At 72.3% G+C, this 12,265-nt stretch carries 14 protein-coding genes; 5 read left to right on the top strand and 9 right to left on the bottom strand.

Annotated elements, in window-relative coordinates; all coding sequences use genetic code 11:
* The first annotated feature begins 160 nt into the window (after positions 1-160).
* Positions 161-2,086 (top strand): Xaa-Pro dipeptidyl-peptidase, encoded by a 1,926-nt coding sequence (locus AH6_RS33405; RefSeq protein ID WP_067488206.1) that lies wholly within the window; start codon positions 161-163, stop codon positions 2,084-2,086.
* An 82-nt stretch (positions 2,087-2,168) separates the two neighbouring features.
* Here the strand turns inward: AH6_RS33405 and AH6_RS33400 are convergent, their stop codons facing one another.
* The 3 genes from AH6_RS33400 to AH6_RS33390 form a co-directional block, all read right to left on the bottom strand.
* Positions 2,169-2,990 (bottom strand): enoyl-CoA hydratase/isomerase family protein, encoded by an 822-nt coding sequence (locus tag AH6_RS33400; protein WP_067488204.1) that lies wholly within the window; start codon positions 2,988-2,990, stop codon positions 2,169-2,171.
* Positions 2,991-3,162: 172 nt separating this feature from the next.
* Positions 3,163-3,375, bottom strand: coding sequence for a helix-turn-helix domain-containing protein (locus AH6_RS33395; RefSeq protein ID WP_012852589.1), 213 nt, complete (start codon positions 3,373-3,375; stop codon positions 3,163-3,165).
* Positions 3,376-3,491: 116 nt separating this feature from the next.
* Positions 3,492-5,090: an ABC-F family ATP-binding cassette domain-containing protein gene (locus tag AH6_RS33390; protein ID WP_067488202.1), complete on the bottom strand. Its 1,599-nt coding sequence runs from the start codon at positions 5,088-5,090 to the stop codon at positions 3,492-3,494.
* A gap of 319 nt (positions 5,091-5,409) precedes the next feature.
* Here AH6_RS33390 and AH6_RS33385 point away from each other — a divergent pair, with 319 nt between their 5' ends.
* Complete coding sequence (locus tag AH6_RS33385) at positions 5,410-6,183, top strand: VOC family protein (RefSeq protein ID WP_067488200.1); 774 nt, start codon at positions 5,410-5,412, stop codon at positions 6,181-6,183.
* A 96-nt stretch (positions 6,184-6,279) separates the two neighbouring features.
* Here the strand turns inward: AH6_RS33385 and AH6_RS33380 are convergent, their stop codons facing one another.
* Genes AH6_RS33380 through AH6_RS33370 form a run of 3 tightly spaced genes read right to left on the bottom strand, consistent with a single transcriptional unit; the run spans position 6,280 to position 8,323 of the window.
* Complete coding sequence (locus AH6_RS33380) at positions 6,280-7,032, bottom strand: AIM24 family protein (RefSeq protein WP_067488198.1); 753 nt, start codon at positions 7,030-7,032, stop codon at positions 6,280-6,282.
* A gap of 2 nt (positions 7,033-7,034) precedes the next feature.
* Complete coding sequence (locus AH6_RS33375) at positions 7,035-7,685, bottom strand: AIM24 family protein (RefSeq protein WP_067488196.1); 651 nt, start codon at positions 7,683-7,685, stop codon at positions 7,035-7,037.
* Entirely contained in the window at positions 7,685-8,323 is a 639-nt protein-coding gene (locus AH6_RS33370; RefSeq protein ID WP_245679576.1) for an AIM24 family protein, read from the bottom strand. The genes AH6_RS33375 and AH6_RS33370 overlap by 1 nt, the downstream gene beginning before the upstream one ends.
* Positions 8,324-8,435: 112 nt before the next feature.
* Between AH6_RS33370 and AH6_RS33365 the strand changes: the two genes are divergently transcribed.
* Entirely contained in the window at positions 8,436-8,828 is a 393-nt protein-coding gene (locus AH6_RS33365) for an ABC transporter permease (RefSeq protein ID WP_067488273.1), read from the top strand.
* 84 nt (positions 8,829-8,912) lie between these two features.
* On the opposite strand, the gene AH6_RS33360 is transcribed toward AH6_RS33365, so the two are convergent.
* Both AH6_RS33360 and AH6_RS33355 read right to left on the bottom strand, forming a co-directional pair.
* On the bottom strand, positions 8,913-9,563 hold the full coding sequence (locus AH6_RS33360; RefSeq protein WP_067488194.1) for a response regulator: 651 nt from the start codon (positions 9,561-9,563) through the stop codon (positions 8,913-8,915).
* Positions 9,560-10,747 (bottom strand): sensor histidine kinase, encoded by a 1,188-nt coding sequence (locus AH6_RS33355; RefSeq protein ID WP_067488191.1) that lies wholly within the window; start codon positions 10,745-10,747, stop codon positions 9,560-9,562. The genes AH6_RS33360 and AH6_RS33355 overlap by 4 nt, the downstream gene beginning before the upstream one ends.
* A gap of 158 nt (positions 10,748-10,905) precedes the next feature.
* Between AH6_RS33355 and AH6_RS33350 the strand changes: the two genes are divergently transcribed.
* Complete coding sequence (locus AH6_RS33350) at positions 10,906-11,517, top strand: hypothetical protein (RefSeq protein WP_067488189.1); 612 nt, start codon at positions 10,906-10,908, stop codon at positions 11,515-11,517.
* Here the strand turns inward: AH6_RS33350 and AH6_RS33345 are convergent.
* Positions 11,453-11,977 (bottom strand): RBBP9/YdeN family alpha/beta hydrolase, encoded by a 525-nt coding sequence (locus AH6_RS33345; protein WP_067488187.1) that lies wholly within the window; start codon positions 11,975-11,977, stop codon positions 11,453-11,455. The genes AH6_RS33350 and AH6_RS33345 overlap by 65 nt on opposite strands.
* A 97-nt stretch (positions 11,978-12,074) precedes the next feature.
* Here AH6_RS33345 and AH6_RS45520 point away from each other — a divergent pair.
* The coding region (locus tag AH6_RS45520) for a hypothetical protein (RefSeq protein WP_373861841.1) at positions 12,075-12,265 on the top strand (191 nt) is incomplete at its 3' end.

Here is a 12,265-nt window from a genome sequence, read left to right as displayed (position 1 = left end):
ACCCGGCGAACGCCCCGCTTCCCCGCTCCGCTCACGGCTTAACGGCCGCTCCCCCGGGCCGCCGGGCAGCTGTCCGCATCCCGGCCGCCGTATGGACTTCGCCGCGATCTGGCAGTACATATGATCGGCAAACTCCGGCTCGTCCCCCCAGGAGCCCCACGTGACCCGACGCCTCCTGCGCGGCGGCACCGGCGTGATCACCCTCACGACCGCGCTGCTCGCCGCCACCGCCCTCCCGGCGGGCGCGACCGCCCCGTCCAGGGCGGAACCCCCCACGATCGAGGTGAGGGACGGCGCGACCCGCCCGGTCTTCTCCCGCGCCGACGCCGTCACCCAGTCCGTCGACATCGAGACCACCGCCGACAGCGACCGCGACGGCGTGCGCGACCGCGTGCGGATGCGCATCATCCGGCCCAAGGAGACCGATCAGGGCCTGAGAGTGCCCACGATCGTCGAGGCCAGCCCCTACTGGGCCGGGATCAACGACGTGCCCAACCACCCGGTCGACATCGACGGCCCGCAGGCCAAGGGCCGCTCGACCACCCAGCGGAACCTGGCCGAGATCTTCCCCGGCTACCTGGACAACTACTACGTCCCGCGCGGCTACGCCGTCGCCCAGCTCGACAGCATCGGCACCGGCGGCTCCACCGGCTGCCCGACCTCCGGCGACCGCAGCGAGCAGGCCGGGGCCAAGGCCGCGGTGGACTGGCTGAACGGCCGCGCCAAGGGCTGGACCCCGGACGGGGCGCCGGTGAAGGCGGGCTGGTCCACCGGCAACGTCGGCATGATCGGCCAGTCCTACAACGGCACGCTGCCCAACATGGCGGCGGCCACCGGCGTGCCGGGCCTCAAGGCGATCATCCCGATCGCGGGCATCTCCAGCTGGTACGACTACTACCGCGCCAACGGCGGCGTCCTCGCGCCCTACGAGTACCAGGGCGAGGACCTGGACGTGCTCGCCAAGGCCGTGCTGACGCGCACCAACCCCGAGGTCTGCCAGAAGGTCATCGACGACATCGCCGCCACCCAGGACCGCGAGACCGGCGACTACAGCCGCGTCTGGGCCCAGCGCGACTACGTCAAGGACGCCCGCAACGTGCGCGCGGCCGTCATGGTGGTGCACGGCCTCAACGACTGGAACGTCAAGGTCAAGAACTCCGTCCAGTGGTGGAACGCCCTCAAGACGGCGGGCGTGCCGCACAAGTTGTGGCTGCACCAGGCCAACCACGCCACCCCCTTCCGCTGGCGCGTCGAGGAGTGGCTGCGGCAGACCGGCCGCTGGTTCGACCGGTACCTGTACAACATCCACAACGGCATCGACCGCGAGCCGCGCGTGGACGTCGAGCGCGCCCCCGGCCAGTGGGAGACCGCCACGGACTGGCCGGTGCCCGGCACCCGCACCGTCCCGGTCAGCCTGAACGCCGGTCCGGACGGCCAGCCCGGCCTGCTGGGCCTGCGACCGCGCACCGGCGACGCCCAGGCGTTCACCGACGCCGGACGCACCCGCACCGCCGAGCAGCTGCTCGTGAACGAGGACCAGGCCGACCCGAACCGGCTGGCCTACCTCACCGCCCCGCTGAAGTCCCCGGTCCGGATCGACGGCACGCCGAGCGCCGCGCTCCGGGCGTCGCTGGACGGCCGCTCGCCGTACCTGACGGCGCTGCTGGTGGACTACGGCACCGACACCCGGCCCACCGGCCGCCGCGTCACCACCACCGACAAGGTGTGCTTCGGCGAGAGCGTGCCGGGCGACGAGGGCTGCACCACCCGGCAGGTGCACGAGACCGCGACCGCCCCCTACAAGATCATCACGCGGGGGTGGCTGGACGCGCGCAACCGGCACAGCCCGAGCCGCACCGAGCCGATCGAGCCCGGGAAGAGCTACGACTTCGCCTGGGACTTCGAGCCGACCGACTACGTGGTCAAGCCCGGCCACCGGCTCGGCGTGATCGTCCTGTCCACCGACTACGACTTCACGCTGCGGTACCCGGCGGGCACCAAGGTGACGGTGGCCCCCGGCACCAGCCGGGTGCTGCTGCCGCTGGCGCGTGGCGGCCGTGAGGCCCTCCAGGAAGTCGGCAGGTAACTCCGGACAGCGCGAAACGGCCCGGACCGCCACGCGGTCCGGGCCGTTCCCCGTCGGACACGGCGTCGGACGCCGTGGACGATCAGCTCTGCTTCTGGCCGCCGAACATCTCGCGCAGCCGCCCGATCTGCTCGCGGCGCTCGGCCGCGCACTGCTGCTCCAGGGTGTTCTCGCTGGCCTCCCACAGCAGCCGCTTGGTCGCCACGGCCGCGCCGGGGTTGACGGCCAGCAGCGCGGCGACCAGCTCGCCGACCGCCGCGTCCAGGCCCTCGCGCGGCACCACGGTCTCGGCGATGCCGAGCCGGGCGGCCTCCTCGGCCCCCACGGTGCGGGCGGTCAGGCAGAGCTCCAGCGCCCGGTTCACGCCGACGATCTCCACCAGCGGCTTGGTGCCGGTGAGGTCCGGGACCAGGCCGAGCGCGGGCTCCTTCATGCAGAACCGGGCGTCGTCGGCGGCGATCCGGATGTCACAGGCCAGCGCGAGCTGGAAGCCGCCGCCGATCACGTGCCCCTGCACCGCCGCGACGGTGACGAAGCGCGGGTCGCGCAGCCAGGTGTAGCCCCGCTGGAGGTCGGCGATGAAGGCGTCGGTGGCCTCGGCGTCGGCGCCGTCGGAGAAGCCCTCGCCGCCGCCCGAGAACATGCCGAGGTCGATCCCGGCGGAGAACGACGGACCCTCGCCGCGCAGCACCACGACGCGGATCTGCTCGGGCAGGGTGGCGCCGACGCGGGCCAGCGTGCGCCAGGTGGTGAAGGTCATGGCGTTGCGGCGCTCGGGCCGGTCCAGCGTGACCGTCGCGACCGCGCCGTCGACCTCCAGCCGCAGTCCCGCCGCCGCCAGCTCGTCGGCCGTGGGCGCGCTGGCCGGTTCCGGCCGCGCCTGCGTGATTTCCGCGTCCGCCATGAACGCTCCTTACTTCCGCTGTGCTCGGCGCCGGTGGTCGGCGCCGCTCTCGATGGCCGGCACGGCGGTGCGGGAGCGCTCCCCGCCGCCCGCCCGCCGCCGCGACCGAACCCTACTCGGTCGGTCGCGACGGCGGGTCAGGCGGTGTGCTCATCCGGGGGTCGGCGTCCGGTCAGGACTTCTTGCCGCGCGTCGCGCCGCCGCGACCGCGCAGGTTGACGCCGGATTCGGTGAGAATCCGGTGGATGAACCCATACGAGCGGCCGGTGGCGGCTGCCAGGGCGCGGATGCTCTCGCCGGAGTCGTACCTCTTCTTGAGTTCCGCCGCCAGCTTGTCGCGCTCGGCACCGGTCACGCGGGTGCCCTTCTTGAGGGTCTCGGCCACGAGTACCTCCCGTAGTGATGTGGTGACCGCTGCGTTATCCCCCGCCATGATCAGTCATTCCCGCGCGTTCGGCTACCCACTCGGCCAGAAAAGATCTGTGGAAGCCGATCCGCAGGTCACGCAAGTGCCACCAGATCGGCAAACTCGTCACTCCAGACGTCTTCCACACCATCGGGCAGCAAAATCACTCTTTCCGGCCGGAGCGCCTCCACCGCGCCCTCGTCGTGGGTCACCATGACGATGGCGCCGGCGAAGGTGCGCAGCGCCGCCAGGATCTCCTCGCGGCTGGCCGGGTCGAGGTTGTTGGTGGGCTCGTCCAGCAGCAGCACGTTGGCGCTGGAGACCACCAGCATCGCCAGCGCCAGCCGGGTCTTCTCGCCGCCCGACAGCACCCCGGCGGGCTTGTCCACGTCGTCGCCGGAGAACAGGAACGAGCCGAGGATCTTGCGGACCTCGACCGGCGGCAGGTCGGGCGCGGCCGACTGCATGTTCGCCAGCACCGAGCGCTCGACCTCCAGGGTCTCGTGCTCCTGGGCGTAGTAGCCGATCCGCAGCCCGTGGCCGGGCACCACCGAGCCGGTGTCGGGCTTGTCGACGCCCGCCAGGATGCGCAGCAGGGTCGTCTTGCCCGCGCCGTTCAGGCCCAGGATGACGACCCGGCTGCCCCGGTCGATGGCCAGGTCGACATCGGTGAAGATCTCCAAGGATCCGTACGATTTCGACAAACCGGCCGCGGTGAGGGGCGTCTTGCCGCACGGCGCGGGGTCCGGGAAGCGGATCTTGGCCACCTTGTCGGCCTGCCGCTCGCCCTCCACGCCCGCCAGCAGCTGCCGGGCGCGCCGGTCCATCTGCTGGGCGGCCTTGGCCTTGGTGGCCTTGGCGCGCATCTTGTCGGCCTGCGACAGCAGGGTGGCGGCCTGCCGGTGCGCGTTGGCGCTCTCGCGGCGGCGGCGGCGCTCGTCGGTCTCGCGCTGCTCCAGGTACTTCTTCCAGCCGACGTTGTAGATGTCGATCACCGCGCGGTTGGCGTCGAGGTGGAAGACGCGGTTGACGACCTCGTCCAGCAGCTCCACGTCGTGGCTGATGACCACCAGGCCGCCCTGGTGCGACTTCAGGTAGTCGCGCAGCCAGACGATCGAGTCGGCGTCCAGGTGGTTGGTGGGCTCGTCCAGCAGCAGCGTGTCGGCGTCGGAGAACAGGATGCGGGCCAGCTCCACGCGCCGCCGCTGGCCGCCCGACAGGGTGCCCAGCGGCTGGCCCAGCACCCGGTCGGGCAGGCCCAGGCTGGAGGCGATCGAGGCGGCCTCGGACTCGGCCGCGTAGCCGCCCAGCACGTGCAGGCGCTCCTCCAGGCGGCCGTACTTGCGCACCGCCTTGTCGCGCTCGGCGCCGGTGGCGTTGGCCATGCGCTCCTCGGCGGCGCGCAGCTTGCGCACGACCTCGTCCAGGCCCCGGGCCGACAGGATGCGGTCGCGCGCCAGCTCCTCCAGGTCGACCCCGCGCGGGTCCTGCGGCAGGTACCCGACGGTGCCGGAGCTGGTGACGCTGCCCTGCGCGGGCTGCGCCTCCCCCGCCAGCACCTTGGTGAGGGTGGTCTTGCCGGCGCCGTTGCGGCCCACGAAGCCGACGCGGTCGCCGGGGTTGACCCGGAACTTGGCGCCCTCGATGAGCAGCCGGGACCCGGCGCGCAGCTCGATGTCGTTGGCGATGATCACAGTGACGGGGCTCCCTGGGGAACGGCACGACGGCGGACAGGCGACACAAAGGGGCCCCGCGCGGCCGAGCGGCGGCGGGGCGAGGCCATGGGGGCGGCGGGACGGGCGTCCGGCCCCCGGCGGGACGCGCCCGAAGACCTGTCAGTCTCTGGACGAAACCATCTGATCAGTGTACGTGACCGCGGCCCTCGGCTCGGCCGGTCCCGGCCAGGCCCGTTCCCATGCCCATTCTGTCCGAACAGGTGTGCGAGCACCGGCCCGCGCGCGACGATGGCGCCACCGCTTCCCCGCACGCAGGCGAGCACGAAGGAGTGAGCGCATGACCCGCATGACGGCCAACGCCCCCGACGGGACGCCCTGCTGGCTCGATCTCGGCGTCCCCGACATCGACCGCGCCAAGACCTTCTACGGCGGGCTGTTCGGCTGGGAGTTCCGCGACGAGGGCGCTGAGACCATGCACTACAACACCTGCCTGCTCGACGGTGTTCCGGTCGCGGCGATGGTGCCCGACACCGAGGCCGGGGCGCGCGAGTTCTGGTGGCAGGTCTACTTCGCCACCGGCGACTGCGACGGCACCGCCAAGCGGGCCACCGACGCGGGCGGCGCCGTCCTGGTGGGCCCGTTCGACGTCATGGAGCAGGGCCGCATGGCGGTCGTCAGGGACTCTGTGGGCGCGCAGTTCGGCCTGTGGCAGGGCAACGTCCACATCGGCTCGCAGATCGTCAACGAGCCGGGCACGCTGGTGTGGAGCGAGCTGTTCACCACCGAGGGCGAGGCGGCCCGCCGGTTCTACCGGGCGGTCTTCGAGCACGACGCGCAGGAGGTGCCCGACCTGCCCTCCTTCCACGTGCTCGCCCGGCCCGACGGGCGCATGATCGGCGGTATCCAGCAGGACGCCTCCGTCGAGCGCTCCACCTGGCTGACCTACTTCGAGGTCGAGGACGCCGACGCGGCCCTGCGGCGGGTGCGCGAGGGCGGCGGCACGGTGCTGGAGGAGGCGCAGGACACGCCCTACGGGCGGCTCGCCAAGGTGGCCGACCCGTTCGGGGTGCCGTTCCTGGTGATGAGGAGCGCGCAGCCCGACGAGGCCTGACCCGGCCCCTGGACCCGGCTCGGGGCGGCGGGCGCCGTGACCGCCGCCCGCCCGCCGCCCCGAGCCGCCTTGACCTCTGGCCTCAGCCCTACCGTCTCAGCCCTGCCGCTCGGCCGTCAGCCGCTGCGTGATGGTCTGCTGGAGCCGCTGGAGGCCGCCGACGCCGACCATGCCGATCTGGCCCTCCAGGTCGCGCAGCAGCACGTCCTCGTTCATCACGGCCTCCGAGGACTGCATCAGCACCGTGCCCTGGCCGGTGAAGTCGAACTGGTGCTCCTCGCCCGAACTGCCGCCCAGCCCGGTGATCATGCGGGCCATGCCGAGCGCGCCGCGCATGTAGGAGTGGTCGTAGTGGTGGCACGGCGAGGGGCAGTCGGCCCAGCCCAGCAGGGCCTGCGGGTCCACCCGGATGGGCGGCTCGACGAAGTGCACCGGGCCGTTGGAGGCCGCCACGAACCGGCCGGTGCCGATCAGGGTGAGGAACCCCGGGATGATCGACTGCTTGAGCTCCAGGCCCGGCTCGAACGCCAGCAGGTTCCCGGCCCGGATGGTCAGGTTGCCCTGGTCCAGGTCGAAGGAGTTGACGTCGAAGCCCCGGTCGGCCAGCACCAGCTTGCCCTGCCCCTGCGCGACGATCCAGTCGTGGGCGTACAGCGGGGAGTGGAAGTTGGCCGCCACCAGCGCGTCCAGCGGGCCCGCCGACAGCGCCTCGAACCTGATCTGCCCGTAGTAGGCGATCATCTTGCCCTTCTGCGCGAACCACTGGCCGTTGAGGTCCACGCTGAAGGAGTAGGCGTTGACGTTGTCGTTGGACGGAAGCGTCGTCGCGTTGAACGTCGGGGTGCGCACGGTCAGATCTTCCTCTCGCTGGCCTGGACGTAGACGACGCCGGAACCGCTGAGCTGGAGCTGGAAGCCCTCGCCCGCGCCGCGCCCGACCATGTCGCGCAGCCCCATGGCGGTGGTGAGCTTGTTCTGCACCTCGCCCCGGTGGGCCACGTAGGCCTGCGGGTCCACGTGCACCGGCCGCTGCGGGCTGATCGGCAGCTCCATCACGCCGCCGTGCGACAACAACGCGCACGAGCCGTGCCCGCTGAGGGTGGTGGTGAACAGGCCCTGGCCGCTGACCGCGCCGCGGATGACCCCGCGCACGCCGCCCTGCTCGCCCATGAACATGGTCCCGACCTGGAGCGAGGCGTCGTGCACCAGCAGCCGGTCGGCCTCGACGTAGAGGGTGTCGCCGCTCAGGTGCACCACCTCCACGTGCAGCCCGGCGTGCCCGAACATCGCGGTGCCGTGCCCGGTGACGTGCATCATCACGGTGCGCTCGCCCGCCACGGCGCGCCCCAGCGTGCCGCCGATGCCCTGCCCGGCGGTCGCGGACGGCGCGAACGACACCGACCCGGTGTAGGCGAGCATCGCGCCGCGCCTGCTGTAGACCTCCTGGCCCGGGGCGACCGGGACCTGGAGCATCTTGGAGTTGATCGACTGGTAGCCCGGCATCAGATCTCCAGAATCCCCTCGCGCTCGGCCGGCTGGACGTAGACCAGGCCGTGCCCCTGGTACCGGAACTGCACGCTCTCCCCCGACCCCTGGCCGAGCACCGTGCGCCAGTTGACGTCGGTGACCACGTCCTGCTGGAGCTGCCCGAGGTGCCCGACGTAGGCGTGCGGGTCGACGCACAGCGGCGTCTGCGGGGTGACCTCCAGGCCGATGGCCGGGCCGTGCGACAGGATCGCGGCGACACCGTGCCCCTCGACCTTGGTGGTCGCCAGGCCCTGCCCGGTGCCCATGCCGCGCAGGCCCACGAAGTGCACGCCGGTCTTCAGGTCGCCGTCCAGCGCCAGCAGGCTCTCCGACTCCACGAACAACGTGTCGCCGTTGAGCTGGACCAGGGTGACCTCGGTGGCCTCGCTGGCGAGGAACACCGTGCCCTGCCCGGTGACCTCCATCAGCGTCATGCCCTCGCCGGCGATGCGGCGCTTGAGCGCGCCGCGCAGTCCCTCGCCGCCGGTCATGCCCTGGCGTTTGAACGCCATCTGGCCGTCGTAGGCGACCATGGACCCGTTGAGGGCCCGGATCGTCTCGCCGGCCAGATCGACGGCCAGCATCTTGGAGCCGTTCAATCGAAATCGTGCCACGAGGCCACAACATACCGGTCCTTTCGGGTCATGGCCCGGAGATGGCGGCGCGCGCCGCCCTTCGGCGCGCCTGCTTGTCCGCTCCCGCCCCCCATCGGAGAAGATGTCGGACATGTGGATCGCTCCCGAACGCCGAGGTCTCCGTCGCTGGATCGTCCCCGGGCTGGTGCTGGCCGCCGCCGCGGCCGTCGGGGCGGTGCTGGTCGCCGACGGCCGGACCACGACGGGGCTGGTCGCGGCGGGGGTGCTGGCCGGATACGCGTGCCTGCTCGGCTACCGGCGCAACGAGCCCGCGATGCCCTACGGGGAGGGCTCCGGCGGCTACCGGGCCCGCGCGCACCTGCGGTCGGCGGCGGTGACCGGGGACGTGCTGACGGTCGCGGTGGTGGGGGCGGTGGTCGTGCAGGCGCTGCGCGGCGCGGACATCACGCCGTACGTGTGGCCCGCGGCGCTGGCGGGGGTGGTGTACACGTTGTCGGCGCTGTTCGGCGGCCGGGGCCTCTGACGGGGCGGCGCGCTCCGGGCCGTTCCAGGGCCGCTTTCTAGCAGCCGCCCCGCCCTCTCCCCGGCCACCTTCTTGGCTGCCTCCCTACCGGCCTCCCCATCCCCCTCCCGCCGTCTCCTGGGCGAGGATGGCGGCCTGGACGCGGCTGCGCAGGCCCAGCTTGGCCAGGATGCGGCTGACGTGGGTCTTGGTGGTGGTCTCGGCCATGTCGAGGCGGTGCGCGATCTGCACGTTCGACAGGCCCTCGCCCAGGCAGGCGAACACCTCGCGCTCGCGCGGCGTCAGCTCGGCCAGCCCGTCCGGGACGGCGGGCACGGCGGCGGGCCGGGCGGCGAACTCGCTGATCAGGCGGCGCGTCACCTGCGGCGCGATGACGCCCTCGCCGGCCGCCACGGTGCGCACCGCCTCCACCAGCCGGTCGGCGTCCACGTCCTTGAGCAGGAACCCGGCGGCCCCGGCGCGCAGCGCGCCGAAGACGTACTCGTCCACGTCGAAGGTGGTCAGCACCAGCACGTCGGCGACCCCGGCCAGCTCGCGGGTGGCCGAGACGCCGTCCAGCCGGGGCATCCGGACGTCCATCAGCACCACGTCGGGCCGCAGCTCGCGGGCCAGCGCCACGGCCCGCTCGCCGTCGGCGGCCTCGGCGACCACCTCGACGCCCGGCGCGGCGCCCAGGATGAGCACCAGCCCCGCCCGCACCGCGGCCTGGTCGTCGGCCACCAGGACCCTGATCACGTCCGTCCCCTCCCGTCCGGTTCGACCGGCAGCTCGGCGTGCACCCGCCAGCGGTCGCCGGCCGGCCCCGCCGCGAAGTCCCCGGCCAGCACCGAGGCGCGCTCGCGCATCCCGATCAGCCCGGCGCCCGAGCCGGGCAGCCGGGGGCCGTCGCGGCCGAGCGGGCTGTCCACGGTGACCACGACGCGGTCGGGACGATACTCCAGCAGCACCTCGGCGCGGCCGGGCCCGGCGTGCTTGAGCGCGTTGGTCAGCGACTCCTGCACGATCCGGAACGCCGCCAGCTCCACGGCGGCCGGCAGTTCGGGCGCGCTGCCCTCCACCCGCAGCGCGGCGCTGAGGTCGGAGCGGGCGGTGTGCGCGACCAGCCGGTCCAGTCCCGCGAGCCGGGGCGAGGCGGCGGCGTCGGGCGCGGCGTCGTCGCCCTCGCGCAGCAGGCCGATCATGCGGCGCATCTCGGCGAGGCCCTGCACGCTGTTCTCCCGGATCACCTCCATCGCCCGCTCGATCCCGGCCCGGTCCAGGTCGGGGACCTTGAGCACCGCCGAGGAGTGCAGCGCGACGGCGCTGAGGTGGTTGGCGATGACGTCGTGCAGCTCGCGGGCCATGCGGGCGCGCTCGGCGTTGACGGCGGTGCGCCGGTCCAGCTCGGCGAGCCGCGCCATCTGCTCGGCGCGCTGGTGCTCGGCGCGGGCCTTGTCGCCGTGCTCCACCACGATCATGCCGGTCAGCACCGGCGACACCCAGGTGGTCCCGGCGACCGCGCCGATCACGACCGCCAGCCGGACGTCGCCGCTGAGCACCCCCAGCACGACCGCCGCCAGCAGGCTCGCGCCGACGGCCAGCCGCAGCAGCCAGGGCGTCAGCCGGCGCGGCCCGTAGACCGAGGCGGCGTACAGGGCGTCGGTGTAGACCACCGCGCTGCCGAGGCTGGGCCCCATCAGCACGTCGGCGAGGTTGGCGACGCTGGAGATCACCAGCCCGGTGACCGGGGCGGTCCGGCGGAACAACATGCCCACGCACAGTCCCGCCAGCGGCAGCACCCGCCAGGCGACCGGCGGGGCGAAGGACCGGTCCCAGGTGGTGTAGCCGTGCACCGCCAGCATGAGCAGGCCGCCGACGAAGGCGGCCGCGGTGTACAGGACGTCCCGGCGGGTGGTGAACCGGCGAAGGGTGAGGCGCACCCGACCATCTCAGCATCTCGGGCCGGGTGCCCGCTTCCACCGGCCAGCCAGGACCGCGTACATCGTTCGGAGGACCCGGGATCTCGACAGGACGGGCGATGCGCCGGCCCCACCCCGTCGAGACGCTGGTGGGAGAGGGATTCCGAGGAGGGGACGCCATGCTGCTAGCGGTCATCGCCGCCTGCGAGATCGGCTTCTGGGTGCTGCTGTTCGGCGGCCTGGCCGTGCGGTACCCGCTGCGCAGGAAGCGGCTGGGCGGGGCGCTGCTGCTGTGCGTGCCGCTGCTGGACGTCCTGCTGATCACCGTCACGGTCATCGACCTGCGCAACGGCGCGACGGCCGACTTCACGCACGGCCTGGCGGCGGCCTACCTGGGCTACTCGGTGGCGTTCGGGCACTCGTGGGTGAAGTGGGCCGACCAGAGATTCGCACACCGCTACGCGGGCGGACCGCCGCCGACCCCGAAGCCCAAGTACGGCCGGGCGCGCACCCGCTACGAGTGGCATGAGTTCGGCAAGGCCCTGATCGCGTGGGCGATCGGCTGCGGCGTGCTGTACGGGATGATCATGATGGTGGACGACGCGGACCGCACGCAACAACTACTGGGCTGGATCGTCCGCCTGTCGGTGGTCCTGGCGATCTGGTCGTTGTGGCCGATCACCCACACGTTGTGGCCGAACAAGCCGAAGGAAGGCGAGGCCGTGCCTAGCCAAGCCCCTGGAGCAGACGACGCCCTTCGGCCCACTCCCCAAGGCCGCTATCGGAGTTGACGTGCCCTGCCGCCCCCGCGTCGACAAGATCGGAGCCCCAGGCAGCAGCGAACTCCTTGGCACGATCGAAGCCCATGTAGGGGTCGTCCTGGCTGGCGACGACGGCGGAGGGAAAGGGCAGCCGAACACGGGGAATCGGCGCGAACGACCCAAGCGGCAGATCAGGCAACCGCTCGACATCAGCAGGAGCGACGAGAAGAGCAGCACGAACGCCGACACCACGCTCGACGGCCCAGCGAACGACGGTGATGCACCCCAAGCTGTGCGCGACGAGCACGACGGGCTCCGCCTGATCGGCGATGGCGTCGTCCAGAGCAGCGACCCACTCCCCTACTTCAGGGAAGTCCCAGTCGCGCTGCTCGACACGGGTGAAGCGAGCGGAATCGGACTGCTCCCAGAGGGTCTGCCAGTGGGCGGGGCCGGAACTCTGGTAACCGGGGATTGTCAGCACATGCGTCACGCCCATGATCCTAAAACGCCACAAACCCGCAGGACTATAGGGGGAAGCTCACTCAGGGACTCATACGTGCGGGGGCGCGAAGAGTGAAGAGTGAAGAGTGGAGTCCCTGCTCCTGCTCCTGCTCCTGATCAAGAACATCAACCCCGCGCCCTACACGCGACCGCTGACCTCAGCCCGCGCCCCGCACATGACCAGCGACCCCAGCTCCACGCCCTTCACGCGCCCAACAACCCCAGCCCCGCGCTGCGCGCGCCCAACAACCCCAGCCCCGCGCCCGAACCATCACAG

This window comes from Actinomadura hibisca NBRC 15177 (assembly GCF_001552635.1).
GTDB lineage: Bacteria > Actinomycetota > Actinomycetes > Streptosporangiales > Streptosporangiaceae > Spirillospora > Spirillospora hibisca.
This window is presented reverse-complemented; position numbering and strand designations above follow the sequence as displayed.

What these genes read in the sequence shown, in the direction of transcription:
- AH6_RS33400 (WP_067488204.1), bottom strand. Translation starts at nt 2,990, where the DNA reads ATGGCGGACGCGGAAATCACGCAGGCGCGGCCGGAACCGGCCAGCGCG.
- AH6_RS33385 (WP_067488200.1), top strand. Translation starts at nt 5,410, where the DNA reads ATGACCCGCATGACGGCCAACGCCCCCGACGGGACGCCCTGCTGGCTC.
- AH6_RS33375 (WP_067488196.1), bottom strand. Translation starts at nt 7,685, where the DNA reads ATGCCGGGCTACCAGTCGATCAACTCCAAGATGCTCCAGGTCCCGGTC.
- AH6_RS33365 (WP_067488273.1), top strand. Translation starts at nt 8,436, where the DNA reads ATGTGGATCGCTCCCGAACGCCGAGGTCTCCGTCGCTGGATCGTCCCC.
- AH6_RS33350 (WP_067488189.1), top strand. Translation starts at nt 10,906, where the DNA reads ATGCTGCTAGCGGTCATCGCCGCCTGCGAGATCGGCTTCTGGGTGCTG.